Annotated in this window: 19 protein-coding genes; 7 read left to right on the top strand and 12 right to left on the bottom strand. The window is 74.3% G+C overall.

Annotated elements, in window-relative coordinates; translation table 11 throughout:
• Nucleotides 1-4 precede the first annotated feature (4 nt).
• Nucleotides 5-817, top strand: coding sequence for a hypothetical protein (locus ACFVFR_RS16190; RefSeq protein WP_383701891.1), 813 nt, complete (start codon nucleotides 5-7; stop codon nucleotides 815-817).
• 471 nt (nucleotides 818-1288) lie between these two features.
• On the opposite strand, the gene ACFVFR_RS16195 is transcribed toward ACFVFR_RS16190, so the two are convergent.
• A complete protein-coding gene (locus ACFVFR_RS16195; RefSeq protein WP_383701893.1) occupies nucleotides 1289-1768 on the bottom strand; it encodes a carboxymuconolactone decarboxylase family protein in 480 nt (159 codons plus the stop codon).
• 278 nt (nucleotides 1769-2046) lie between these two features.
• Here ACFVFR_RS16195 and ACFVFR_RS16200 point away from each other — a divergent pair, with 278 nt between their 5' ends.
• Both ACFVFR_RS16200 and ACFVFR_RS16205 read left to right on the top strand, forming a co-directional pair.
• Complete coding sequence (locus ACFVFR_RS16200) at nucleotides 2047-3114, top strand: RNA polymerase sigma-70 factor (RefSeq protein ID WP_383701895.1); 1068 nt, start codon at nucleotides 2047-2049, stop codon at nucleotides 3112-3114.
• A gap of 1276 nt (nucleotides 3115-4390) precedes the next feature.
• Nucleotides 4391-6481 carry a DUF2637 domain-containing protein gene (locus ACFVFR_RS16205; RefSeq protein WP_383701897.1) on the top strand — a complete coding sequence of 697 codons (2091 nt, stop codon included), beginning with the start codon at nucleotides 4391-4393 and terminating at the stop codon, nucleotides 6479-6481.
• Nucleotides 6482-7225: 744 nt separating this feature from the next.
• Here the strand turns inward: ACFVFR_RS16205 and ACFVFR_RS16210 are convergent.
• Entirely contained in the window at nucleotides 7226-7432 is a 207-nt protein-coding gene (locus ACFVFR_RS16210) for a hypothetical protein (RefSeq protein ID WP_383701899.1), read from the bottom strand.
• A gap of 523 nt (nucleotides 7433-7955) precedes the next feature.
• Nucleotides 7956-9680 (bottom strand): lysine--tRNA ligase, encoded by a 1725-nt coding sequence (gene lysS / locus ACFVFR_RS16215; protein ID WP_383701901.1) that lies wholly within the window; start codon nucleotides 9678-9680, stop codon nucleotides 7956-7958.
• 235 nt (nucleotides 9681-9915) lie between these two features.
• Here lysS and argS point away from each other — a divergent pair, with 235 nt between their 5' ends.
• Nucleotides 9916-11703, top strand: coding sequence for an arginine--tRNA ligase (gene argS, locus ACFVFR_RS16220; protein ID WP_383701903.1), 1788 nt, complete (start codon nucleotides 9916-9918; stop codon nucleotides 11701-11703).
• A gap of 123 nt (nucleotides 11704-11826) precedes the next feature.
• Here argS and ACFVFR_RS16225 read toward each other — a convergent pair whose 3' ends face one another.
• The 5 genes from ACFVFR_RS16225 to ACFVFR_RS16245 all read right to left on the bottom strand — a co-directional run bounded on the left by ACFVFR_RS16225 (nucleotide 11827) and on the right by ACFVFR_RS16245 (nucleotide 17010).
• On the bottom strand, nucleotides 11827-12219 hold the full coding sequence (locus ACFVFR_RS16225; protein WP_383701905.1) for a hypothetical protein: 393 nt from the start codon (nucleotides 12217-12219) through the stop codon (nucleotides 11827-11829).
• A gap of 158 nt (nucleotides 12220-12377) precedes the next feature.
• Nucleotides 12378-14141, bottom strand: coding sequence for an alpha/beta hydrolase (locus tag ACFVFR_RS16230; protein WP_383701907.1), 1764 nt, complete (start codon nucleotides 14139-14141; stop codon nucleotides 12378-12380).
• On the bottom strand, nucleotides 14138-14605 hold the full coding sequence (locus ACFVFR_RS16235; RefSeq protein ID WP_383701909.1) for a hypothetical protein: 468 nt from the start codon (nucleotides 14603-14605) through the stop codon (nucleotides 14138-14140). Before ACFVFR_RS16235 ends, ACFVFR_RS16230 begins: the two co-directional genes overlap by 4 nt.
• Before the next feature lie 202 nt (nucleotides 14606-14807).
• Nucleotides 14808-15458, bottom strand: coding sequence for a GNAT family N-acetyltransferase (locus tag ACFVFR_RS16240; protein ID WP_383701911.1), 651 nt, complete (start codon nucleotides 15456-15458; stop codon nucleotides 14808-14810).
• 247 nt (nucleotides 15459-15705) lie between these two features.
• Nucleotides 15706-17010, bottom strand: a complete 1305-nt coding sequence (locus ACFVFR_RS16245) for a serine hydrolase domain-containing protein (protein ID WP_383701913.1) — start codon at nucleotides 17008-17010, stop codon at nucleotides 15706-15708.
• A gap of 191 nt (nucleotides 17011-17201) precedes the next feature.
• On the opposite strand from ACFVFR_RS16245, the gene ACFVFR_RS16250 reads away from it, so the two are divergent.
• Nucleotides 17202-17969: a hypothetical protein gene (locus ACFVFR_RS16250; RefSeq protein ID WP_383701969.1), complete on the top strand. Its 768-nt coding sequence runs from the start codon at nucleotides 17202-17204 to the stop codon at nucleotides 17967-17969.
• Nucleotides 17970-18134: 165 nt separating this feature from the next.
• Here the strand turns inward: ACFVFR_RS16250 and ACFVFR_RS16255 are convergent, their stop codons facing one another.
• Nucleotides 18135-18812 carry a CatB-related O-acetyltransferase gene (locus ACFVFR_RS16255; protein WP_383701915.1) on the bottom strand — a complete coding sequence of 226 codons (678 nt, stop codon included), beginning with the start codon at nucleotides 18810-18812 and terminating at the stop codon, nucleotides 18135-18137.
• A gap of 65 nt (nucleotides 18813-18877) precedes the next feature.
• Nucleotides 18878-20398, bottom strand: a complete 1521-nt coding sequence (locus ACFVFR_RS16260; protein ID WP_383701917.1) for an alpha/beta hydrolase — start codon at nucleotides 20396-20398, stop codon at nucleotides 18878-18880.
• A 951-nt stretch (nucleotides 20399-21349) separates the two neighbouring features.
• On the opposite strand from ACFVFR_RS16260, the gene ACFVFR_RS16265 reads away from it, so the two are divergent.
• Nucleotides 21350-21988 carry a hypothetical protein gene (locus ACFVFR_RS16265; RefSeq protein WP_383701919.1) on the top strand — a complete coding sequence of 213 codons (639 nt, stop codon included), beginning with the start codon at nucleotides 21350-21352 and terminating at the stop codon, nucleotides 21986-21988.
• 217 nt (nucleotides 21989-22205) lie between these two features.
• Nucleotides 22206-23573, top strand: coding sequence for an alpha/beta hydrolase family protein (locus tag ACFVFR_RS16270; protein ID WP_383701921.1), 1368 nt, complete (start codon nucleotides 22206-22208; stop codon nucleotides 23571-23573).
• Nucleotides 23574-23802: 229 nt separating this feature from the next.
• Here ACFVFR_RS16270 and ACFVFR_RS16275 read toward each other — a convergent pair whose 3' ends face one another.
• Nucleotides 23803-24468 (bottom strand): class I SAM-dependent methyltransferase, encoded by a 666-nt coding sequence (locus tag ACFVFR_RS16275; RefSeq protein WP_383701923.1) that lies wholly within the window; start codon nucleotides 24466-24468, stop codon nucleotides 23803-23805.
• 420 nt (nucleotides 24469-24888) lie between these two features.
• Nucleotides 24889-25920 carry an NAD-dependent epimerase/dehydratase family protein gene (locus ACFVFR_RS16280; RefSeq protein WP_383701925.1) on the bottom strand — a complete coding sequence of 344 codons (1032 nt, stop codon included), beginning with the start codon at nucleotides 25918-25920 and terminating at the stop codon, nucleotides 24889-24891.
• Between the last annotated feature and the right edge of the window lie 271 nt (nucleotides 25921-26191).

Here is a 26191-nt window from a genome sequence, read left to right on the forward strand (position 1 = left end):
GACCATGCCCCGAACAGCACCGAGACTCGCCCGAATGCTCGCCTGCGCCGCCGCGCCGGTGATGCTCGTCGCCGGATGCTCGTCCGACTCGGGTGACAAGGACCCGAAGGACGACGCGTCGTCGTCGGCCACCGCCAGCCCGTCGCCGACCGTCATCCCGGCGAAGTTCGCCAAGCTTCCCGAGGTGTGCGAGACGCTGCCGAAGAAGATGGTGGGAGACCTCGTCCCGGAGGCGAAGGACAAGCAGGGCAAGACGCTGCCGTCGGCCAACATCAACGAGTCCGCGAGCTGCCTGTGGTCCGGCCTCGACGGTTTCCAGTACCGCCAGCTCACCGTCTCGCTCAAGCTCTTCGCCTCGGACGTCGGGCTCGGTCCGGGCGACAAGCGCGCCGCCACGTACGCCGGGCAGCAGACCGAGAAGGCCGGCACGGCCGACGGCGCGAAGGGCGCCAAGACCGGCACCGTGACCGGCGTCGGTGACGAGGCGAAGGCCGTGGCGACGACCACGAAGAAGGACGGCGACGAGTTCAAGAACGAGACCGTCGTCGCCCGTACGGCCAACGTGGTCGTCACGGTCGAGTACCGCGGCGCCGGCTACGAGGACGCGAAGCCGCCGAAGCCGGAGGACCTGAAGAAGGACGCCGAGAAGGCCGCGAAGGAAGCGGTGGCGGCGGTCGGCAAGGCCAACGGCGCCACCGCCCCCGACGACCAGGGCAGCGGCGGCCAGGGCGGCGGCACGAACGACGGCCAGGACGGCAAGAAGGACGAGCGGGGCGGGACGGACGGCGAGAAGGCCGACGACAAGAGCGGCGCCTAGCGTCTCGCCCGCACCGCCAGCACGCCCCGGCCCCGCGCCCCGCGTCCCGGGCGCGCCCGGGCCCGGGCCTCGACCCCACGGACCGCGCGCGGCCCGACCTCGGATCGGATGGTCCCCGGGCCGGGCCGCGCGTGATCCGCGAGACAGGTCGCTCGCACCGTGCGTCACTCACGCCGCAGGTGGCTCGCGCGGCGGGGCTCTGCGGGGTACGCGGCTCACGCCGCGCGTGGCTCGCGCGGCGGGGCCTTGTGGGGTACGCGGCTCGCGCCGCGCGTGGTCCGCGCGGCGGGGCCTTGTGGGGTACGCGACGCCTGCGGTGCGCGGCCCCGGGGGTGTGGGGCACGGGTGCGCGACTCGTGAGGTGGGCGTTGCGCGATCGGCGCCGTCCGCGAGGCGGGGTACCCGTGCGGGGGTTTCCGGGGCGCGCTCTCGGAGGGGCGTTCGCCCGGTGCCCGCACGGGGTGGGACGGGTCAGTCGGCCATCGCGGCGAACATGCCCGGCTCGTACGAACCGCCGGGGTTGTGCACGATCACGTTCATCCGGGTGGCCGCGTTGATCAGGGCCACCAGGCAGACCAGCGCGCCGACCTGGTCGTCGTCGTAGTGCTCGCGCACCGCGGCCCACGTGGCGTCGCTGACTCCGTGGTCACCGAGCCGGGTGCCCTCGTCGGCCAGGGCCAGCGCGGCCCGCTCGGCCGGCGTGAAGACGGTGCTGTGCCGCCAGGCGGCGACCAGCGCCAGCCGCAGCGGGGTCTCGCCGGCCGCAGCGGCCTCCTTGGTGTGGATGTCGACGCAGAAGCCGCAGCCGTTGAGCTGGCCGACCCGCAGCTCCACCAGCTCCCGCAGGGACCTGGGCAGCGTGGACTGGTCCATCGCCAGCGAGACGTTGTAGAACCGCTTGGCGATCTTCGCGGCGGTGGGGCTGTCGAACAGGTTGAAGCGGGGTTCCATGACCGTTCCTCGTCATTCGTGGTGCACGGGGCGCCGCGCGTGGGGCGACGGGTGCCGTCGCGCCCGTGGTGGCGGGCCACCGCACCGGTGGTGGCGCGGGGCGCCGGGCTCGTGGTGACCCCGGGGCGCCGCGCTGGACGACCACAAGACGTCACCGGCCCGACGCCCGTGACGGCCGCGCGATGTGACGTGGCCCACCGGCCGCGGGTGTCACACGGGAGCGCCGGCCGGCGTCTGGTGACCGGCACAGCCGACAGCGAGCGAACGGGGAACCAGCCATGAGCGAGCCACCGAGGGACACCCCCGAACGGGGCGCCGACGCTCTTGGGCCCGGCCCGGGGGGTGGTGCCGCCCCCGGGGGCGGCGACGTCGGATCGGGTGACCGGGACGCCCTCGGGCCCGGACCCGGCGGTGGCGATGTCGGAGTCCACACCCGCGCACCGGGCGGTGGCGTCGGGGCCGGCCCCGACGCCCGGTTCCCGGACCGTGCCACGGCCGCGTTCGTCGCCCACCGCAACCTGCTCTTCACCGTCGCGTACGAGATGCTCGGCTCGGCCGCCGACGCCGAGGACGTCCTCCAGGAGACCTGGCTGCGCTGGGTGGATGTCGACCTCGACGCCGTACGCGACCCGCGCGCCTATCTCGTGCGGATCACCACGCGCCAGGCCCTGACCCAGCTCCGCGCGCTCGGCCGGCGCCGGGAGTCCTACGTCGGCCCCTGGCTACCCGAACCGCTGCTCACCACGCCCGACGTGGCGGAGGACGTCGAACTGGCCGACAGCGTCTCGATGGCGATGCTGCTGGTCCTGGAGACCCTCGCGCCGACGGCGCGGGCGGTGTTCGTCCTGCGCGAGGTGTTCGCCGTGGAGTACGAGGAGATCGCCCGCGCCGTCGACAAGAGCCCTGCCACGGTCCGCCAGATCGCCCACCGCGCCCGGTCCCACGTCGCCGCGCGCCGACCCCGCGAGACCGTGTCCGCCACCGAGACCCGGCGCGCGGTCGAGGCGTTCCAACAGGCCGTACACACCGGTGACCTGCGACGCCTGCTCGACGTCCTCGCCCCGGACGTCGTCCTCCTCACCGACGGCGGCGGAGTCGTACGGGCCGCGCTGGCCCCCGTCGTGGGCGCCGAGGCGGTGGCCCACGTACTCCACCGGCTCGACGCCGCGCTCGCCCTCCACCCCACCCGGGTCAACGGCCACCCGGCACTGCTCCTCCGACGCGCCAACGAGATCGACACGGTGCTGGCCCTGCGGGTCGCCGCCGGACGCGTCACCGGTCTGTACGCCGTCCGCAACCCCGAGAAACTGGCCCGCCTGGAACGGGAGACCCCTCTCCACCGCTGAGCCCTCGGGCCGGGCGGGCCGATTTGAGCTGTGCGTGGGGCATGGCCGGGCGCGGCCGGCTTGAACTGTGTGTGTGGGGGCATGGCCGGGCGCGGCCGGCCGGGCGGGCGCGGCGGGGGCGACCCAGCCGTCGGGCCGCCACCGCGAGGGCCGCACGAACTCGGCGTGCTGGCCTAACCCTGCTGCGGGGTCAGGGTCAGGCCCTGGTCGGGCGCGCGAGCGGGGGCGAGTGAGCGAGGGTGCTCCCGGTCCAACCCTGCCGTCGGGTCAGGGATACGCACCGGCCAGGCGCGGGCGCGGGAGCGGCTGAGCGGGAGCGGCTGAGCGGGAGGGTTGTCGACCCAACCCTGCTGTGGGGTCAGGGTTACGCACCGACTGGGCGCGCGGACTTCGAGCGGCTGGCCCCACCCTGCCGTCAGGTCAGGGTTGGGCGCCGGGCGCGCGCGGGTGAGCGGGAGGGCTGCCGGCCCGACCCTGCCGCCAGGTCAGGGATAGGCACCGGGTGAGCGAGCGCGGGTGGACCAGAGGGCCGTCGGCCAACCCTGCCATCGGGTCAGGGATAGGCACCGGGTGAGCGAGCGCGGGTGAGCGAGAGGGCCGCCGGCCCGACCCTGCCGTCGGGTCAGGGATAGGCACCGGCCGGCCGGGCGGCCTTGGAGCTGCCGACCCCACCCTGCCGTGGGGTCAGGGATACGCACCAGCCAGGCGGGCGCGGGTGAGCGGGAGGGCTGCCGGCCCGACCCTGCCGCCAGGTCAGGGATACGCGCCGACCGGGCGCGCGGACTTCGAACGGCCGCCCCACCCTGCCGTCGGGTCAGGGTTACGCCCCGGCGAGCCGAGCTCATGGCGGTGGGCCGGGGTCGGCTCCTCGGGGGTGGTTCGTGCTCGGTGGGGAGCGGGCGGGTGCCGTCGGGGGTGGCCCTGCCGTCGGGTCAGGGTTACGTCCAGCGAGCCGAGCTCACATCGGGTCAGGGTTGTGGCGGCTGGCCGGTGTTGTCGTCGGATGGCGGCGAGGGGCCGGGCGAGCGCGGGGGGGCGGGCGGGGCAGTGCGGTGTCCGGGTGGGGCCGGGCACCGTCAGGTCGGGCACGGAGTGCGACGTCACTGCACCAGTACGCGACGGCGAAGGGCCTGGGACGGGCTCCAAGCCGGGGCGCGGGGGACGGAACGGGGCGTTACCGTACGCCTGTTCGCCCCTGGTCGCACTCTTGACTTGACGCGTATGCCAGGCTTGGCGCGCTAGTTGCCGAGGGCGGGAGGGATCGCGGGTGGCCGCGATGCGATTGACGCGCACACACCGAATACTGATCGGGGTGATCATCGCCGGTGCGGCGGTGATCGCCGCGATCGGATTCGTCGGTTCCTACGCCGCGGTCCGTGACCTCGCGCGGGAAAAGGGGTTCGGCAGCTTCGCCAACGTCTTCCCCATCGGTATCGACGCCGGAATCGTCGTACTTCTCGCCCTCGACCTGCTGCTGACGTGGATTCGCATCCCGTTCCCGCTACTGCGACAGACGGCGTGGCTGCTGACCGCGGCCACCATCGCCTTCAACGGCGCCGCCGCCTGGCCCGACCCGCTGGGCGTCGGGATGCACGCGGTCATCCCGGTCCTGTTCGTCGTCGCCGTCGAGGCCGCCCGACACGCCATCGGTCGCATCGCCGACATCACCGCTGACCGGCACATGGAGTCGGTCCGCGTCGCCCGCTGGCTCCTGGCGCCCGTTCCCACCTTCCGGCTGTGGCGCCGGATGAAGCTGTGGGAACTGCGCTCGTACAACGAGGTCATCCGGCTGGAGCAGGACCGTCTCGTCTACCGGGCCCGGCTACGCGCCCGCTTCGGCCGCGCCTGGCGTCGCAAGGCCCCGGTGGAGTCCCTGATGCCGCTGCGGCTGGCCCGGTACGGCGTGCCCATCTCGCAGACCGCCCCGGCCGGGCTCGCCGCGGCCGGCATCGTGATCCCCCCGGAGTTGGCGCTGGCCACGGGCGAGGCCATGGCCGGCACGCCGCAGACGGCCGCCCTCGTGGCGGCGGGCGCGACCGACCGCGCCGAGGCGACATCGCCCGGACCGGCCGCCGGAACGGCCGCGCTACCGCCGGCCGCCACCGTCTCGATCGCCAAGGACACGCCCCACGCGGCGACGGCGGCGAACGCGGCACACCCGGGCGACACATCCGCCACCCCGCCGGCCCCGGACACGACGAAGACGCCGGCCAGCGCGGCCGAGGCCACGGACCCGTCGGGGGCCACGGACCCGGCGCTGGCGAACGCCGTGGCGGCCGGAGGCCCGGCCAAGGACACGGCCACGGCACACTCTGCGCAGGCCCCGGCACCAGCCCCGGCGGAAGCGTCGGCCCCGGCGCGCGCCACCGCTACGGCCCAGGCCGGTGCGGCCCAGGCCGGTGCGGCGCGAGCCGGTGGTACGGCAGGGGCTGTCGGTACGGCGGAGGCCACGGACGTGACCGGCGCCCGACCGGTGAACGGCACGGCCACCCAGGCACCGGCCGCGCACCCGGGCCCCGCCGCGTACGCCACACCCCAGGCACCCGCCTCGCCCGCGACGGCGGGGGCCAACGGTTCGCTGGCAGCCGCCGCCCGAACCTCGGCGGAGCACGCCCCCGCGGCGGGGCAGCCGTCCGCCAGCATCCCCGCGCCGCGCGCGGCGGAGGCCGACGCGCGTTCCGGCGCGCCGGCCCAGGCGGCGACGGACAGTTCGCAAGCGGGACTCCACTCCGAGGCGGGAACCACTCCGGAGGCTGGCCCGGAGGCCGAGGGCACGCACGTGACCGTGCCCGTCATCTCCGGCGGCCGGCGGCGGGCGCTGGGCAGTGCCCAGGCCGGCGGGCCGGGCCAGTACCCGGACGAGCGGCCGTACCCCGGCGACCCGGGGGAGATCGCCCCCACCCACCGCGACGAGCGGTACGGCCAACGCCACGACCAGCATCAGGACCAGCAGCCCGCCGCGTACCGCGACGAGCGGCGCCCGTACGCCGCCCAGCGCGAGGCCGACGAGCGCCGCCCGGACGGCGGCGACGACCGGTACACGGCAGCGGCCCGCGAGGCGCAGGCCGAGCGGCGCGCCGCTCCGACCCCGACTCCGGAGTACCCGCCGGACGCCACGCAGGAGATCGCCCTCTCGGCACTGCCCGACGACATCCCCCGGGACGAGGCGTTCTACGGGGCCTTCCGGCAGTTCGTCGCGGAGCGCGGGGCGTTCCCCGACTCCCGTCAGTTCAGCCGCTACCTGCTCGATCTCTACGGCATCGCCGGCGTGGGCGGCGGCCCGCTGCCCGCGCACGGCCTCCGCCGCGAGATCCGCGAACTGCGCGAGCGCTACCGCATGGAGATGGAAACCCAGAACATCCCGTAACCGGCCCCCCTCGTCCCACACGGGCCGGCCCCTCCCACCCGGGGCCGGCCCCGTCGCGTAGGACCGCCCCCGGCCGACCCACCCGCCGGGAACCGGCCCCACCCGAGGCCGGGCAGCCCCCCGGGCACTCAGGCACCCCGGCACCCCGGCACTCAGGCACCCCGGCACCCCGGCACCCCGGCACCCCGGCACCCCGGCACCCCGCGAAGCAACGGCCCAACCGGCACTCGGCGAACGCCCCCCTCGCGACAAGACCGCCCACACAGGGCGCCCCGCCACGAGCCGTGTCCTGACCCCCGCCCGGCACCTGGGCGCACACCACACAGAGCCGGCCGCCTGACAACGGGAAAGGTCCGCCCCGCGCCCCGAGCCGAGCCCGTCGCGTACGCCCCACGGCCCTCAGACCAGGGGCCCACCAGCCCCACCCGAACCGAGCGCGGCCCACGCACGAGCCCCGCCCAGAACGGGCCACACCCCCCCGCGCCGAACCCATCCGAACCGGGCCCGGCCGAACCAGACCAGGCCCCGCGCACCAGCCCCGCCCCCATCGAGCCCGGCCGCGTACGCCGCACGAACCAGGCCCCTCGGACACACCAGCCCCGCCCCGAGCCAAGCCGGGTCGCATCACCACACCCACCCGAACCGGGCCCGGCCCCACCCGAACCGGGCCTTGCCGCTCCGTGTCGGGCCGAGGGGCTGTCCCCTCGCCGCGCGTGGGGCGGGGTCGCGCGGAACGCGTCCCGCTCAGGCCCGTTTGCGGGTGGCGCGGGTGAGCTCGCTCCAGGCGGCGAGCGCGAGGCCGGCCGCGGCGATGGCCACATAGCCGGGGGTGGGGACGTCGAACCACTGCTGGAGCATGCCCCACGGCTTGTCCCCCACGACGCGCCCGACGATGCCGAGCGCGCCTTGGATGGCGGCCACGATTCCGACGATGCCCAGGATCTCTCTCATGGCTCCAGCATCCTCGGCCCGGTGCTGCCGCACGTCCTTCCCCCGGGGGAAGTGTGGGTCCGTCGAACGATGCAGCCCCGCCCCCCACCTCGCCCGCCCACCCCGGGGCCCGTCACCCACATCGCGTACGCCGGCCCGTCGCCCCCGACGAAGACCCGGTCACCTCGCGAGCGACCAGCCCGACAACCGCACGGGCCACCCGCCCAACCGGCCCATCCGGCTCGCCCGCCCCCTCGGACACACCGGTCACACGGGAGCGAGCCGACAGACGGCAGCGCGCGCAGCGACGGCCCGTGGGAACCCCCACGGGCCGTCACCACTCGACGTCATCCACCACGGCGCCGGCCTTGCTCGATACCCGGTCGCACCCCGTACCAGGCCGCACCCGATATCGGGCGCCCCGCGCCGGGCCCCGCCCGAAGTCGGCCGACGTCGGGCGAGGTCGGGCCACCCGCTCACACCGACCCCCGGCACCGCCCGTGCGACCGGCCACAACCGGTCGCACGGGTCGGCCGGCGGCCGGTTACGCGCCGAGCAGGTGGCGTACCCGGTCCGCGCCCACGGCCAGCAGCAGCGTCGGCAGGCGCGGGCCGGTGTCGCGGCTGACCAGCAGCCGGTACAGCAGGGCGAAGAACGTCCGCTGGGCCACCTTCAGCTCCGGCGTCGGCTTCGCGTCGGCCGGCAGGCCCGCCCGCACCTTGGGCACCCCGTAGACGAGGGTGGTCAGGCCGTCGAGCGACCAGTGCGTGTCGAGCCCGTCGAGCAGCAACCGCAGCGACTCGCGGCCCTCCTCGTCCAGCGAGCCCAGCAGCTCCTTGTCCGGGTCGTCGCGGACCAGGGTGCGCTGGTCGGCCGGCACCTGGGTGGAGATCCAGCTCTCGGCGCGGTCGAGCCGGGGGCGGACCTCGTCCAGCGTCGCGATCGGGTCGGCCGGGTCCAGTTCGCTGAGGATGCGCAGCGTCTGCTCCTCGGCGCCCGCCGTGACGTCCACGACCGAGGCGAGCGTGCGGTACGGCAGCGGGCGCGGCGTGCGCGGCAGCTCGCCGGCCGCCGTGCGGGCCGCGCGGGAGTGGGCCGCGGCGTCGGCCGGCAACGCCGTCCCGTCCGCCACCTTGGCCTCCAGCTTGTCCCACTCGTCGTACAGCCGCTGGATCTCCTGATCGAAGGCGATCTTGAAGGACTGGTTGGGCCGGCGGCGCGCGTACAGCCAGCGCAGCAGCGGCGCCTCCATGATCCGCAGGGCGTCGGCCGGGGTGGGCACGCCGCCGCGCGAGGACGACATCTTGGCCATCCCCGAGATGCCGACGAACGCGTACATCGGCCCGATCGGCCGCTCGCCGCCGAAGATCCCCACGATCTGCCCGCCGACCTGGAACGACGAACCCGGCGACGAGTGGTCCACGCCCGACGGCTCGAAGACGACGCCCTCGTACGCCCACCGCATCGGCCAGTCCACCTTCCAGACCAGCTTGCCGCGGTGGAACTCGCTCAGCCGCACGCTCTCGCCGAAACCACACCCCGAGCAGGTGTACGTCAGCTCGGTGCTCTCGTCGTCGTAGGCCGTGACGGTGGTCAGGTCCTTGCCGCAGTCGCCGCAGTACGGCTTGTACGGGAAGTACCCCGCCGTGCTCGCCCCGTCGTCCTCGGCCGCGGCGCCGGAGCCCTCGGCCGCCTCCAGCTCGGCTTCGTCCACCGGCTTCTGCGACTTCTTCGCCGGCGCCTTCTTCGTCCGGTACTGCGCGAGGATCGCGTCGATGTCGCCCCGGTGCTTCATGGCGTGCAGCACCTGGTCGCGGTAGACGCCCGAGGTGTACTGCTCGGTCTGGCTGATCCCGTCGTACTCCACCCCGAGGTCGGCCAGCGCCTCGGCCATGGCGGCCTTGAAGTGCTCGGCCCAGTTCGGGTGCGGGGAGCCGGCCGGGGCCGGGACGGCCGTCAGCGGGCGGCCGATGTGCTCGGCCCACGACTCGTCCACGCCGGGCACCCCGGCGGGCACCTTGCGGAACCTGTCGTAGTCGTCCCACGAGATCAGATGCCGCACGGCGTGGCCGCGACGCCGGATCTCGTCCGCCACCAGGTGCGGCGTCATGACCTCCCGCAGGTTGCCGAGGTGGATCGGGCCGGAGGGGCTCAGGCCCGACGCGCAGACGACGGGTTTGCCCGGCGCGCGACGCTCCGCCTCGGCAATGACCTCGTCTGCGAAACGGGAGACCCAGTCGGCCTCGATGCTCTGAGCCACGGTCGGCACTTCCTTCCTTGCGGTCCTGGCAGCGACCATTCTCCCAGACGGCGGGGGCCCGCCCCGGGTCGCCCGCGACGCCACCCCACCCCCTGGCGCCCCGCCGGCGAGACCCACGGCGCCTCCTTCGTGCCGACGACGGCGCGGGCCACCGTCCGGAACGCGATTTAACAGAAAACCGATCGGGCGCGGCGTGGAATACTTGACCGACCCTTCGCACCTCTAAAGGAATGGCACCCCTCTCATGGCCTCGGTCCCTTCCCTTGCCGCCACGGTCCACCAGCGCGTCGCGAACGCCCTCTCGGCAGCCCTGCCGGAGGCCGGTCCCGCGGACCCGCTGCTGCGACGTAGCGATCGGGCCGACTTCCAGGCCAACGGGCTGCTCGCACTCGCGAAGAAGCTGGGGGGCAACCCCCGGGAGCTGGCGGGCCAGGTCGTGGGCGTGCTCGACGGCACCGCCGAGGGCGCCGAGCGGCCCGTGGACGACGTGGTCAAGGACGTCGAGGTCTCCGGGCCCGGCTTCCTCAACATCACCATCAGCGACGCGGCCATCGTGCGCACGCTGGCCGAACGCGCCGCCGACGCGCGACTCGGCGTCCCGCACGCGGAGCGGCCCGGCACCACGGTGATCGACTACGCGCAGCCCAACGTCGCCAAGGAGATGCACGTCGGCCACCTGCGGTCGGCCGTGATCGGCGACGCGGTGACGCGCATCCTGGAGTTCTCGGGCGAGCAGGTGGTACGCCGGCACCACATCGGCGACTGGGGCACCCAGTTCGGCATGCTGGTCCAGTACCTCATCGAGCACCCGCACGAGCTCGACCACGGCGACGAGGGCGAGGTCTCCGGCGAGGAGGCGATGTCCAGTCTGAACCGGCTCTACAAGGCCTCGCGGACGCTGTTCGACTCCGACGAGGAGTTCAAGGCCAGGTCCCGGGACCGGGTCGTGGCCCTCCAGTCGGGGGACGCGGAGACGCTGGCGCTGTGGCAGCGCTTCGTGGACGAGTCGAAGATCTACTTCTACTCCGTCTTCGACAAGCTCGACATGGAGATCCGGGACGCGGACGTGGTCGGCGAGTCCGGCTACAACGACATGCTCGACGAGACCTGCCGGCTGCTGGAGGACTCGGGCGTCGCGGTCCGCTCGGAGGGCGCGCTGTGCGTGTTCTTCGACGAGTACAAGGGCCCGGACGGCAAGCCGACCCCGCTGATCGTGCAGAAGTCCAACGGCGGCTACGGCTACGCGGCCACCGACCTGTCGGCCGTCCGCGACCGCGTCCAGAACCTCAAGGCGAACACGCTGCTGTACGTCGTGGACGCCCGGCAGGCACTGCACTTCCGGATGGTCTTCGAGACCGCGCGGCGGGCGGGCTGGCTGAGCGAGGAGGTGCGGGCGACGCAGTTGGCGTTCGGCACGGTGCTCGGCAAGGACGGCAAGCCGTTCAAGACCCGGGAGGGCGAGACCGTACGCCTGGTGGACCTGCTCGACGAGGCCGTGGACCGGGCGTCGGCCGTGGTCCGGGAGAAGGCCCAGGACCTGACCGACGAGGAGATTGCCGAGCGCGCGGCCCAGGTCGGCATCGGTGCGATCAAGTACGCCGACCTCTCCACGTCGGCCGCGCGGGACTACAAGTTCGACCTGGACCAGATGGTCTCGCTCAACGGCGACACCAGTGTCTACCTCCAGTACGCGTACGCCCGTATCCAGTCCATCCTCCGCAAGGCCGGCGAGACCCGCCCGGCCGCTCACCCGGAGCTGGCCCTCGCCCCGGCCGAGCGCGCCCTCGGCCTGCACCTGGACCAGTTCGGGGAGACCCTGGCCGAGGTGGCCGCGTCGTACGAGCCGCACAAGCTCGCGGCGTACCTCTACCAACTCGCCTCCCTCTACACCACGTTCTACTCGGAGTGCCCGGTCCTGAAGGCGGAATCCCACGCCCAGGTGGAGAACCGCCTCTTCCTGTGCGACCTCACCGCCCGCACCCTGCACCAGGGCATGGCCCTCCTCGGCATCCGCACCCCCGAGCGCCTCTGACGTCCCCCGGGACCGTCGGGCCCAGCGCCCGCGCTGCCCCGGCGCCGAGCCACCCGACGCCCCGCCCCTCACCCCTCGCGTGAGCGGCGGGGCGCCGCACGTGGCGGCACCACGCACGAGCCGTCAGTACCCGGTGGACTCCCCTTCGGGCACCTGGTAACAGGCGGATGTGAGACTCACATAGAGCAGGGAGCGCTTTCTGCCGCCCGGCGAAGGCTCCAGCGCCTCGACGCTGACCGAGAACTTGTCGTCGCGGTAGTCGGCCACCAGCGTGAGCTGTTGGGCCTTGCTGGGCGCCGGTCCGTAACTGGCTATGTCCCAGCCGTTACGGGGGAGTTCCTCTTTCAGGCGTGCCATGGCCGTTCGCAGGTCGGCCACGGGTGAGCCCGCTACGGACCAGAAACTGTTGATGCGGTAGAACGTGTCGCTGTCCCGGTCACCGCACAGTCCCACCGCGTTTCCCGGCTGCTTCACCTCGCCGCGCAGGTTGACGATCTTCAGCAGGGAATCGGACAACTCAAGGGATTTCTTCTTGACTTCGCCCACTTTCCTGACCGTGGGTTCATCGTTGTCCATACCTGAGCACCCCGTCATCCCGATCATCAGCGTCACCACGAGAACAGCGAGACCGCCCCGCACACGGCCCACCTGAAGACGGCGTAGGCCGGGAGTTCTCACCACGGCTCCACCCTCACTTCATCGTGCCTGCCGACCACGACTCGCGCCTGGTTCTTCAGACTCTCCGAATCGTCATTCCAGTAACCGCTGTGCCCGTCGGTGTCCGTACGCATGTGATGCGCGCCGAAACGGTCGTCGCTGGGAATGACGAAGTCCCATCCCGAATCCCAGTGGTACTCGGGATGCCCGTGCTTCATACGCCCCAGCTCGGGAATCCAGTCACCCTCCGCCTCCTCGTTCCACACGTGCCCCTCAGGCACGTCCAGATCGGTCGCCCGACCCACCTGGGTACCGGGGCTACCCAGCGTGACGATGTCGTCCGCGTGAAGGTCTCCCTGCCGGGCGGCGGAGCCGATCAGCGTGGTGCCGTAGCTGTGGCCCGTTACGGTGAGATGACCGGGGGAGTCTGTCGCGCGGGAGGCGTGCACACCATCCACGAACGCGTTCAGGTCCGGAGCGCCGTTGTTGGCGTCATCCGAAGAGACGGCGTTCGCGACACCCTGGGGCGCGTCGTATCCCAGCCAGGTGATGGTGGATACGGTCCCCCCGTCCGCGGCGGCGTCGGCCGCGATCCACAGGTTCGTCATGCGCTTGAGGTGGGGGTTCAGGTTGCCGAAGCCCGCGTCCGTCCCCGGCACGTAGACCGCCGTGTGGTCGGCGGTGTCCGGGTTGCCGTTCGCGATGACGGCGCGTCCTCGGCCCTCTGGGGAGAACGCCAGCAGGTAGGGGCGCGGGAAGCGCTTCTCGCCCGGTTCCAGCTCGGTGTGCGTGAAGCGCTCCTGGATGTCCCCCATTCCCTTGAGCGACGCTTCGAGTTGGGACTTCTTGGCGCTCCACTTCTCGTCCCAAGCGAGCCATGCCGCTGTCCTCGTGGCGATGGGGCTGCCCACCCGGCCGGGCTGGATCTTGACCGGTTCGGGAGGGATCGCGTTGAGCTGCGCCTGGTAGTCGGCCCGCTTCTCGGCGAGGACGGCGCGGTTGGCCTCGTCGCGGGCCACGGCCGGGAGGCCGTCCAGGGCGCCGACGCTCGCGGGGTGGAGCGCGATGTAGCCGGCCTGCTCGTCAGCCGAGAGCGCCTTCCACCAGGCCGCGTTCTCCTTGGGCGACCCGTCCTTCGGGATGTCGCTCGCGGACAGGTGCGCGGCCACCTCGCGCACCGCGGCCATGTCCCGCTGGGCATCCACCCAGTCCGCGTCGGAGGTGTTCAGGTCGCTGTCCGCGTGCAGCCGGCCCAGCGCCTGGGCGTACCGGGCGTCCGCCTCGGTGGCCTCCCGTAGGGCCGCCCCGATGCGGTCGGCGTACTCCTGTGCCCTGGCCCGCCTGGGGTCCGCGTCCGGCGCGATGACCACGCTGGGCCTGCTGCCCCGCACGCTCTGGCGCGGCGCCAGGGGTGCTGCCGGGTCCTTGTCGACCCAGTGCACCGAGCCGTCCGACCTCACGGTGAACTGTTCGGCCTCGGCGTCCGCCACGGCGCCGGTCAGCTTCTTCCGTGCGGAGCGCAGCTCCCCCGCCAGCCCGTTCAACGCCGTGCGGACCAGGCCGGTCTCCACCTGGACGTGGTGGCAGCTCCGTGCGAGATCGTGCAGTCGCCTGACGGCGGCGTCCACACCCTCGCCCGTCGCCGCGAGCTGTAATCGCGTGGCGATCTCGTCCGTCACCCGCTCCTTGGCGGCGCTGGCCGCACTGCTGAGCCGGTGCCACCCGTCGGCCGCCTCCTCCAGCTCCGCCGGGCGTAAGTCGATGAGTTGATCGAACGTCACCACCGGGACTGGCCCCCCTCACCCGGGGTGGGCCGGCCGATCTCGGGCCGGTCGTCCGAGGTGGTGTCCCGCTTCTCGAACGCGTCCTTGATCTCGTCGTTGGTCTGGTAGTAGGCCTGGGCGGCCTTGGTCATCTTGCCCCGCACCTCGTCGCACTCCCGCCGCATCAGTTCGACCTTGTGCTTCCACGACTGGAAGACGCTGGCCTGCACCGTCGCGCTGAGCAGGCCCGCCACGGCGGCGTCCGCGCCGCCCGCGCCCCGCTGCCCTTCGGACAGCCCGCCCACGGCGGCACGCAGGTCTCCGCCCACCGCTCGCACCCCCTCGGCCGCCTGGCTCCACGCGCGCCTGGACTGCCGCAACTCGCCCTGGGCGCCCGCGCCACCCGGCTCGCCGGCGCCCGCCAGCCGCAGCCGGGCCGACGCCTCCCCCGTGAGTTCCGCCCATTCCTGATCGAACGTCACCGTTCCCCCTGAGGTCCCCACGCGTCACGGCATGCGCCGATGACTCCTTGGAACATGAACGTAACAGGCTGTGCGGACCTCCGCCGGGGCGGCCTTCCCCCTATCAGCGGCCGGCCGGGTCGGGCCCCTCGGGTAGGGCGGCGCGGCGACGCGCCCGCGGTCCCGGCGCGGCCCACGCGCCGCTGACGTGGTGCCCGGTCCGTCAGCGGACGCCCCCGGGCGTGGTGGACGCCGACTGGTGGGGGTGGGTGTGGCCGCCCGAGGCCAGGCGGTACTCCAGGCGCTCCTTGGCCGCCGGCCACTCGTCGGCGAGCATCGAGTAGTACACGCTGTCCCGCCAGGTGCCGTCCGGCATGGCCATGTGGCGGCGGAGCACGCCCTCGCGGTGGGCGCCGAGGCGGGCTATCGCCTCCTGGGACCGCAGGTTGCGGTGGTGGGTCTTCCACTGCACGCGACCCACGCCCAACTCCTCGAAGGCGTGGGCGAGCAGGAGGAGCTTGGCCTCGGTGTTCACCGCCGTGCGCCACACCTGCCGGCCGTACCAGGTGCCGCCTATCTCCAGGCGCTCGTCGCGCGCGCTGATGTCCAGATAGGACGTCTGGCCGACGGCTCGGCCGTCAGCGCGCCGCACGGCCGCCCACCAGACGGCCCCCTTGCCCACCTCGGCGAGCTGGGCCGCGATGATCTCGCGCAGCTCGGCCTCCGTACGCGGCATGGGCCGGTTCAGCCAGCGCCAGACCTCCTCGTCGCCGCCGCCGGCACGGAAGAGGTCCGGCACGTGGTCGAGGGTCAGCGGCTCCAGCCGCACGGCACGGCCCTCAAGAATCAGGGGAGTCGGGATCACGGAGAGCATGCGAAAAGCCTACGGGCACTTCACACTAGAGACAAGAGGTTTATGCTCTAGCGCAAAAACTCGTCTCGGCGCCCTCCCGCTCCACGCCTGGCCCACCGCCCACCCCTTCGCGCCCCCATGAGCCCAACCCCCCGCCCCGCACAGCACCCGGTCCCCGCGCTGCCACACTCCGAGCCCCCGCCCCGTCCGCGCACCGGGCCGAGCCGGGCCCGGCCCGGAGCACGGGGGCGGTCGCGCCGGGCGCGGGTCAGCCCCGCGTACCGCAGAGTGCCTGGTCGAGCAGGCTCTGCACGGAGCGCTCGGCCTTGAGCAGCCAGGCGTCACCGGGCTCCTTGCCGCTGGCCACGATCACCACCCCGCGCTTCCCGTCGGAGGTGAAGCCGGTGCGTACGGTGCCGCCCTCGACGTCGCCGCCGTGCCCCCAGCGGTAGCCGCCGCAGGCCAGTGGCTGGCGCATCAGCCCGAGCCCGTACCGCAGGCCCGGCATGACCTGGTCGAAGTCCTCGCCCACCGGGACGACCTCGCGCATCTGCGCGAGCTGCTTCGCCGGCAGCAGCCTCCCGGTCACCAGGGCCGTGTAGAAGCGGTCCAGGTCGCGTTCGGTGGTGACCAGCGCGCCGGCCGAGTCGCCCCAGGTCATGTTGCGCACCGTGGTGTCCGTGAGCCGCTTGTCGCCGGGGAACCGCTGGTAGGTGTGCGCGTGCGGGCCCCGCAGGTGCGGCTCGTCGCCGGGCGCGTACGTCCCCTTGAGGCCGAGCGGTCCGGTGATGCGGCGTTCCACCTCGTCCGCCCACGACCGGCCCGTGACCCGCTGGACGACCTGGCCGAGGACGACGTAACCGGTGTTGGAGTAGTTCCATCTGGGGGCCGGGTCGTCGGGGTCGGCCGGGTCGAAGTCGGGTCGGTGGCGCAGGGAACCGGCGATGAGCTGGCCCGGCTCCACGTGGTCGAACCTGGTCCGTTCGAAGTCGGCCGAGGTGTCGCCGGTGTCCTCGGTGGTGTCGTAGTTGTGCAGGCCGCTGGTGTGCTGGAGGAGGTGGCGCAGCGTGATGCGCCGGCCGTCGTTGCCGTTGCCGGTGATCAGGCCGGGCAGCCAGCGGTCCACCGTGTCGTCGAGCGACAGCCGTCCCTCGGCGGCCAGTTGCAGGACGACGGTGGCGACGAAGGACTTGGTGGTGCTCGCGGCGCGGAAGGGGGCGCCGGCGGGTACCGGGCGCCCCGTGTTCAGCTTCGCCTCGCCGGCGCGGGCGGTGGTGTGCCGTGTGCCGTCGCGCACGTCCACGGAGATGTTGACGTAGCCGGCCTCGCGCAGCGTGCGTTCCACGGCGCGTCGCAGTTCCCGTGACGTGAGCGCCGGGCGCGCCGTCGATCGGGCGTCGTCGCCCGCGCGCGCGGACGCGGAACCGGGCGCGGCGGCGGAGGCGGGGCCGGCCGGGGACGCGGGGGCGGGCGCCGGGTCGGCGACGGCGGGGGCGGCGGCGAGGGCGGCCAGGGTCGCGGTCAGCGCGGCGGCGGTCAGAGGGGCCTTGCGGGCCCTGGTGCGTGGGGTCATGGCCGCCCAGCGTTCCCCGCGCGGCGCGCGCCCGCCATGCGGGAAGCTCCCCAACAGCCCTGGTGCTAGCCCCCTGTTCACCGCCGCGCGCGCACGCGCGCGTACCCGCTCCCACGGCGTGGGCGAGGATGGCGTACGCGGGACGCCTTCGAGAGGCGACGGCCCCGCGCGAGGGGGCGGCGTTGGATTCGGTGTCGGTGGTGTCGGCGGTCGTCGCCGTGGTCGGTGCCGGCCTGACCGGCTTCCTCGGCTACTGGCAGCAGCGCCGGCTCGCGGTCCGCACGGAGCGCAACTACATGGTGCGCTACGGCTCGTCCCTCGCGTTGGCGGCGTACGACCTGCAGAGTCGGCTGTACAACATCCCGCACGGGCACGTGGTCGACCGCACCGCCGCCCCCGACCACTCGGGCTACCTGACGACGTTCCTCACCCACGGCACGCCGGCGGAGGCGGAGTACGCGCGGCGCAGCACCGTGTTCGTCCTGGCGGAGTACCTGGGGTGGGCGGAGATCCTGCGCCGGGACATCCAGTTCCTCAACCTGGGCGGCAGTCGGACCAACCGGAAGATCATGCGGCAGTTGGGGCACATCAGCGCCCTCGTCGGCAGGATCTCCGAGACCAGCGACGAGCTGCGCGTCTTCCGCGCCCACCAACGGGCGATCGGCGAGCTGATGGTGCACCCGGACAGCGTTCCCGGACAGCGCTGGTGTCTGGGTTACGCGGAGTTCTGCCGGCGGCTGGACCAGGACGAGGTCTTCCGCGCCTGGTTCACGCACCTGTTGACGGACGTGGACCGGCTCGCGGTGGGCCCCGCCCCGGCCCTGGCCCGGCTGGAAGCGCTACAGAACGCTCTGGTCGAGCTGGTGGACCTGCTGGACCCGGCGGCCGTGCAACTCCCGCACAACCGCCGGCTCTTCCACCTCGCCACGCACACCGCCGGGCCCCTCAACGCCACGTGACCCGTATCGATGTCACGCCCCGGCCCAACGCCACGTGACCTGGGTCGACGCAATGCCCCGGGCCAACGCCACGTGACCCGGGTCGACCCCACGTGCCCCCGCCCCGTCGGGCGTCACCCCCGACGCCCGGGCGCCCAGCCCGACGTTCGGACGTCGCCCCGGCGCTCAGGCGTCCAGCCCGGCCGCGACGGCCTCGATGTCGGCCGGGCTGCCGGTCATGATCGTGTGCACGTGCTCGGTGACGGTCTCCAGCGGCCAGTCCCACCAGGCGGCGCGCAGCAGCCGCGCCACGTCCTCGTCGGCGTACCGCTGCTTGACGGTGCGGGCCGGGTTGCCGCCGACGATCGTGTACGGCGGCACGTCGGAGACGACCACGGAGCCGGTGGCGATGATCGCGCCGTGGCCGATGGTCACGCCCGGCATGACCGTCACGTCCCGGCCGAACCACACGTCGTTGCCGACGACCGTGTCGCCCCGGCTCTCGATCTCCGCGAAGACGTGGGCGGTGCGCTCGGCCCACGTCCCGCCGAAGATCGTGAACGGGAAGGTGGACACCCCGTGCGTGGCGTGGTTGGCGCCCGCCATGACGAACTTCGTGTCGGTGGCCAGCGCGCAGTACTTGCCGATCACCAGCCGCTCGGGCCCGTACGCGTACAGCACGTTGCGCTGCTCGAAGGACTCCGCGTGCTCCGGGTCGTCGTAGTAGGTGAACTCGCCCACCTCGATGCGCGGGTCGGTGACCAGCGGCTTCAGCAGCACCACCCGCTCGTGCTCGGGCAGCGGGTGCAGCACGGTGGGGTCGGGAATCCGCACGGGCTGCCGCTCGGGGTCCTGCTCGGGCACGGGCACACGTCCTTCGGTGGGGGGGGCGGCTGGCCGCACCGGCGTGCGGCCGGCCCCATCCTGCCTCAGCCGGCGACCGGATTCGACGGAATTTTGGTGGCATCAGCGCAGGTCAGGTCGTGCGCCGGCCGTCGGCCCGTGAGGAGGAAGTCGGTCACCACCCGATCGCAGCGGGCGTTGCCACCCACCACGTACGCGCCGTGCCCCGTCGCGTCCACCGACACCATCCGCGCCCGGTCGCCGAAGGCGCGCCGCAGCCGCAGGGCGCCGGAGTGCGGCGTCTGCGCGTCGCGCAGGTTCTGCGCGAGCAGCACGTTGGCCGGGCCCCGGGCGGTGATCCGCGTCGCGGGCTCGCGCGGTGCGTACGGCCAGAACGCGCACGGCATGACGCTGGCGGGCATGCCGACCGTCAGCGGGTACCGGGCCCGGTCGCGGGCCACGTTCCGTTCGTACGCGGGCAGCGAGCGCGGCCAGGACACGTCGTTGCAGATGGTCGCGACGGCCACGGCGATGTTGTTGCGCAGGTACGCGTCCGAGGGCGCCGCGCCCGGCGCGGGCAGCTCACCGCCGGTGCGCGCCGCGTTGACCAACTGGGCGAGGAAGCGGAACCGCCCCGTGTTGGCGAGGCTGTCCAGCATCACCTGGCGCAGGTGGTTGCCGGTGAGCTGGCCCGGGTTGGCGCCCGGCCACGGCAGCGGGGCGCGGTCCAGTCGGGCGGCGAGCTCCAGGAGCAGCGGGCGCACCCGCTCGGGTCGGTCGGCCACGCGGTCCTCGTTGCCCGGGCGGGTGGCCCAGGTCGCGAAGGCGGGGAGGCTGTCCTCGACGCCGATCGCGTAGTTCGCCTGCCACTGCCGCGCCACACGGCGCGGGTCGGGGTCGTCGTTGCTGTCGAGCACCCAGCGGTCGGTGCGGTCGGGGAACATCTGCGCGTAGACAGCCCCGGCGTACGTCCCGTACGAGTGGCCCCACGCGGAGAGCCGGTCCTCGCCCAGCGCCCGCCGCACCCGGTCGATGTCCCTGGCCTCGTCGCGGGTGCTGATGTGGCGGACCAGCTCGCCGCCGTCGCGGGCGCAGGTCTCGGCGACGGCGCGGGCGCGCTCCACCGGCCCGGTGAGCCCGCCGTCCGCGTCGGGCCAGGGCCGCAGATGGACCACCGCGAGCTGCTCGTGCGAAAGGCCGCAGGTCACCGGGGTACTCAGCCCCACGCCGCGCGGGTCGAACCCGATCAGGTCGTACGCCTCACGCACCTCGCGCGGCAGTCGCTGGCCCTTGGTGGAGGGGCCGTTGAGGCCCGTGTTGCCGGGGCCGCCGGGGATAAGGAGCAGGGCGCCGCGCCGCTGGTCCGGCGCCTCGGCGCGGACGCGGGAGACCGCGATGTCGATCTGCCGGCCGTCCGGGCGGGCGTAGTCGAGCGGGACCCTGACGGTGGCGCACTCCTGTCGGGCGAGCGCGCCCTCGACCTCGCAACGCCCCCAGTCCAGCGCCTCGCCACCGCGCGCGCCGGGCGCGCTGGACGCCTTCCGCACGCCCGGCTCGGCGCCGGCGCCGGGGCGTGCCGCCGTGGCCGGGTCGGTCGCGCCGAGCAACGTCGCGGTGACCGCGAGGACCAGCGCCGGTACGGCCCGCCGCCGGACGGCGCCCGTGCGGGGGGACGCGGCGGGGGCGGCCGTGGTCGTGACCGTGGGACGGGGTGCGGTGGGTCGGGCCCGGGGCGTCCGTGCGGCCCGGGACGTCGGTGCGGGGCGGGGTGTCGGTGCGACCCGGGGCGTCGGTACGAGGCGGGGTGTCGGTGCGACCCGGGGCGTCGGTACGAGGCGGGGTGTCGGTACGGCCCGGGGCGTCGGTACGAGGCGGGGTGTCGGTACGGCCCGGGGCGTCGGTACGAGGCGGGGTGTCCGTGCGGCCCGGGGTGTCGGTGCGGGGCGGGGCGTCGCGAGGCGGGCCCGGGTGCCGGGCTCGGCCCTGGCCCCGGGATCGGCGGGGCCCGTGCCCTCGGCGGGGCCCGTCCCTCCGGGGTCGGCACGCCCGCCGCTTGGGCCGCTCCGTGGCCCGGCGCCCCGCTCGCTCTCGTCGCGCCGGGGCCGTCTGTTCGCACTGTGTCGGTACATCACCCCACCGAGGCTCTCCCGGCTCGGCCCACCCGCCCAAGGGGGCCAGACGGTTGAACACGCTATGGCTATCCCCCTTGCGGACCAGCACAGTTGCCCCCCGGATGGGCGTTCCCGCGCGCCGGCACGCGCCGCACGCGCCTACACCCCAGCCGCCAACTCCGTTCGCTGGTCGGGCCGTTCCGCGTCGCGTCGCGCGCCCGCGCGCCAAGCAGCCGGGGGCGTGCGCCACCCACACGGAGCATCCGGTGAGGTGGGCCCGCGTCAGCGCGCGCTGACCGCCGACTTGCCCGTTCCGCTTTCGCCACGGCACGTTGAGGCCGTACGCACGCCACGGCGTCGCGCGCTCGCGAGCAACCTTTTGGTCAAGCGGCTCGTCACTTACACCAAGGCACAACCGCTCGATGCACGCGTGAACGACACCACTTCATGGGGGTAACCACAATGCGACGGTGGGGCACTGCACTGGCCGCGATCGTGCTGGCGAGCGCCGGGCTGGCGGCGAGCGTCACGACGGCCAACGCTGCCGCGCCACAGGCGGCGAAGGCGGGCACCGACCGCGACCCGATCTGGGGACAGGGGACGGCCGACCCGTCCTGCGCCCCGGTCTGGGGCAGCGGCGACAAGACCGCCGAGCCGACGGAGTACCGCCCGCTGGAGAACGTCCGGGCTGGTCGGCACGCGTGCTTCGACCGCCTGGTCCTCGACGTCCGCGGCAGCGGCGACCGGAAGATCGGCTACCGCGTCGGCTACGTCAAGGAGCTGCGCCAGGACGGCTCCGGCGACCTGATCAAGGTCGGCGGCGGGGCGATCCTGGAGGTGCGCGCCGCCGCGCCGAGCTACGACCCCGAGACGGGCACAGCCACCTACCAGGGCCGGGCCGGACAGCCGCTGCCCGGTGTGAACCTGGCCGGATACCAGACGTTCAAGGACGCCCGCTTCGGCGGCAGCTTCGAGGGCGACACGCAGATCGGCCTCGGCGTCCGCGCCAAGCTGCCCTTCCGGGTGACGCAGACGGCCAACCACCTGATCGTGGACGTCGCCCACTCCTGGACCGCCACGCGCTGACGCCGCCCCGGGGCCGGCGCCACCCGCGTCCGGACCCGGCGCACCGTCACGGACCACCCCGCCGCTCAGCCGGCCGCCACCCACTCCGGGTCGCGGGCCGGCCCCGGGTCCGCCCCGCACGGCGGCCGGAGCCTGCCCGCCGGCCGCGCCAGCCGGTTCCGCAGGGAGCCGGGCCGCCCGGCGGCCGAGCCGCCGACCTGACGACAGGGCCACACCCATGCGGCACTCCCGCCCCGCGCCTCGTACGCCTCACCCCTCCCGCACTTCCCTCGCCCGACGCGCCGTGCTCGGTGGCGTCGCCGCGGCGGGACTGACCGCCGCCCTGCCGCCGGCCCTCACGCCCTCGGCATCGGCCGCGAGCCCGACCCCGCCCCGGACACCGGCATCGGCCAGGGCTTCGGCCGCGCCCCGGAGCGAGGCTTTCCGCTTCGACCTGCCGGCCCCGACCGGACGGCACCCGGTCGGCACCACACGCCTGCATCTCGTCGACCGCTCCCGCACCGAGCGGTGGGCCGAGGAACCCGGCCACCCCCGCGAGCTGATGGTCAGCGTCTGGTACCCGGCCAGGGCGGGCGCCGACGCCCCATCCGCCCGCTATGTCACCCCGGGCCTGGCCGCCGCCTTCGCGGTGTACGGGCAGACCCAACTCGACCTGCCGGCCGGCGCCCTGGACTGGGGCGACATCGGTACGCACGCCACGCAGGGCCCACCGCTCGCGCCCGGCCCGCACCGCAGGCCGATCGTGCTGTACACGCCCGGCTTCCAGGCCTCCCGTGACATCGACACCGCCGTGGTGACCGAACTGGCCAGCCACGGCTTCGTCGTGGTCACCGTGGACCACACGTACGACGCGATGGCCGTCGAGTTCCCCGACGGCCGCGTGCGCACCACCTCCCCGCTCCTGACCGGGCTGCCCCACGACGAGATGGTGCGGGCCGCCATCGCCACCCGGACCGCGGACCTGCGCTTCGTGCTGGACCAGGTCACGGCGCTGGCGCGCGGGCGCAACCCGGACGTGGCGGGTCGCCCGCTGCCGGCCGGCCTCGCCCGCGCCCTGGACACGGGGCGGATCGGCGGCTACGGGCACTCCATCGGCCCCTCCGCCCTCTTCGACACCATGCTCGCCGACCGGCGCGTGCGCGCCGGCGCGATCCAGGACGGCCCGCTCGTCCAGGGCCCGGGCCGGCCCACCGACGCGGCCCGCGCCGGAGTGCGGCAACCGTTCCTGCTCATGTGCGGCATGCTCGGCGAGCACTACACCGACCCCTTCCACCACCGCTCCCCGCTGGCCGCCGGGCTGGCCGCGCTGTGGGAGAACTCGCCCGGCTGGAAGCGCGACCTGTGGTCGCGGGGCGCGGCCCACCAGTCGTACACCGACCTCCAGCACGTGCTCCCCGTACTCGACGCGGAGTTCGGCGTCCGGGACCAGGCGATGGAACAGATCGGCTCGCTCGACCCGGCCGCCTTCGTCGCCACCCGCCGCGCCTACCTGACCGCGTTCTTCACCCGCCACCTACGCCACCACCCCCAACCGCTCCTCGACGCCCCCTCCCCGCGCTACCCGTACGTCGAGTTCATCGCCTAGCCCGATCACCTCACGCAGGGCCACCACCGCACGCCACCCGGCCACCGCACGAGCGCCGGCCACCACCCGCACCAGCGCACCAGCCGGCCGCTCCGGCGAGCGCGCCCCACGCGTGCCCGCCGCGCGCCAACCGGGCGGCCACACCGGCCACTTCACACACCAGCCGAGCCCGAGCCCGCCGGGCGCGGACCGCGCACGTCAGACCCCGCCTGGCAGCCGCGCCCCCGCGCTACGCCCCGGGCGCCTCGACCGCCGGTTTGCGCACCATGACGTACGCCTGCGGGGTGCGCTCCGTCGGCTCCGCCGCGCGCACCAGGGTGGCCTGGGGCTCGAAGCCGGCGTCGGTCAGCAGCTCGGACACCCGTTCCGGGCGCCAGCGGTGGAACTCCAGCGCGATGGTGTGGCCGAACGCCTCCGCGAGGCGCAACGGCTCGTCCCCGACCTGGAAGGCGAGCATCACATGACCACCCGGCGCCACCACCCGGTGGAACTCGGCGAACACCGCGGGCATCAGCTCGGGCGGCGTGTGGATGATCGAGTACCAGGAGACCAGGCCGGCCAGCGCGCCGTCGGCCAGGTCGAGCGCGGCTATCGCGCCCTCGACGAAGCGCAGTTCGGGATACGTGCGCCGGGCCAGCGCCACCATCTCCGGGGACAGGTCGACGCCGAACACGTCCAGCCCCAGCCCGTGCAGGTGCGCCGCGATCCGCCCGGGCCCGGTCCCCACGTCGGCCACCAGTCCGCCCCCGCCGACCCGCACCACCTGCGCGAACGCCGCCAACATCGCCGGGTCGAAGGGCTTGTTGGCCAGATCGTCGCGCGCGAGGTCGGCGTACGGAACGGCGATGGCGTCATAGCCGGCCCGGGTGGTGCGCAGATACGAGGGTTCGGTCATGGCTGAGGACCCTAGCCCCCACCTCTGACATTCCCCGCTGACCAGCCACGTTCCGAGCCCGCCCGCACCCCACGTCGCCACCCGCCGCCGGCGCCCACCGCCCCACCCGCGCCGCGACACCGCACTCCACCACCGCCCGCGCCCACCCGCGCCACGACACCGCCCCACGCCCCGGCCGAACCACCCCGCCCACCGGACCGGACCGCCCCGCGGAGCCGCTCCCCCGCGGAGCCGATCCCCCTGAGCCGCCCCGCTCCGCCCGGTCACAGGACCAGGCCACTCCCGCGCCCGCCCCGCGCCCGACCGCGCCCGCACCCGCCCCGCCTCCGGGCCCGACCTCCCCCACCGGACCACGCGACCCGGCCTGCCACGCCCCCGAACTCCCGGCACCCGAGCCCCCGGCCCCCGGCCGGCCGCCGTTCACGGCGCGGCCCCGCCCCCGTCCGCCGCCAGCGCGCGCAGCACCCGGGCCTCCTTCGCCGGGTCGAGGCCCACCCGGGAGCGGTCCGGGCGGTGCGGCGCGACGCCTCCGATGTCCCGCAGCCACCGCCACGTGTCGGCCACCGTCCGCTCCACGGGCCGGCATCGCAGCCCGGCCGCCGCGGCCTTGGAGACGTCCGTACGGTGCAGCGCGTCGTAGAGTTCGCCGGCCGCCGCCCACACCGGCAGCTCCGTCCACGGCCCGATGCCCGCCGCCAGCACCGCCTGCGGCTCCACCCAGCGCAGCCGCGCCCCGCCGCCCGTCACCTGGGCGCACGCGGTGAGCAGTTCCCCCATGGTGGCGTGCCCCGAGGGGCTGATCGCGTTGTACGGGCCGCCGAGCCCCGCCACCCCCGCGTCCAGGCACCAGTGAGCCAGATCGCGTACGTCCACGTACTGCAACGGCAGCCCCCGTGGCCCCGGCGCCAACACGGCCCCGCCCCTGGCCATGCGCCCCAGCCACCACGGCAGTCGGCCGATGTTCTCGTACGGCCCGAGGATCAGTCCGGCCCTGACCAACAGCGCACGCTCACCGAACGCCGCGATCGCGGCCAGCTCCCCACCGCGCTTGGCCCGCGCGTACTCCACACCGTCACCGTCGTCGACCGAGGCGTCCACCACCGGCCAGCTCTCGTCGTGCCCGGCCGCCGACGGGTACTGGTACACCGAGCCGCTGGAGACGTAGACGTACCGCCCGGCCCGGCCGGCCAGCGCCCCGGCCGCGTCCCGCACCGCGGCGGGCGCCTTGGACCAGGTGTCCACCACCAGGTCCCACTCGCGCCCGCCGCCCGCCCCCTCGGTCAGGGCCGCCAACCCGCCGGTGGCCGTGCGGTCACCGAACAGTGACGTGGCCCCGGGCGGCGCCGCGTGCCGGCCCCGGTGGAAGACCGTGACCTCCCATCCGCGCGCCAGCGCCGCCTCGGTGACGGCGCGCCCGACGAACTCCGTTCCGCCCAACATCAGCAGTCTCATGCTTCGACCCTGCCCGCGTCGGCGGCGCGGCGAAAGCCCGTACGCCCACAGCGCGATCGCCCTTGGCGCAACCGTGGAAAACGTCGCCGTCCGCGCCACCGGCGTTCACGACCCCGTCGATCACCGGCAGCCTCGCGCCCGCGCGCGAAGCGCGGGCCCGCGCCGGCGCGTACGGCCGTGTCGCCCTCTCCCATCGGGGATTCACCATCTGGTAGAAGGCGCCCCGTACACGACGAGACCCCGCCCCCTCGGCTGTCCACGAGGGGGCGGG

It is taken from the genome of Streptomyces sp. NPDC057702, assembly GCF_042799315.1.
Lineage (GTDB): Bacteria > Actinomycetota > Actinomycetes > Streptomycetales > Streptomycetaceae > Streptomyces.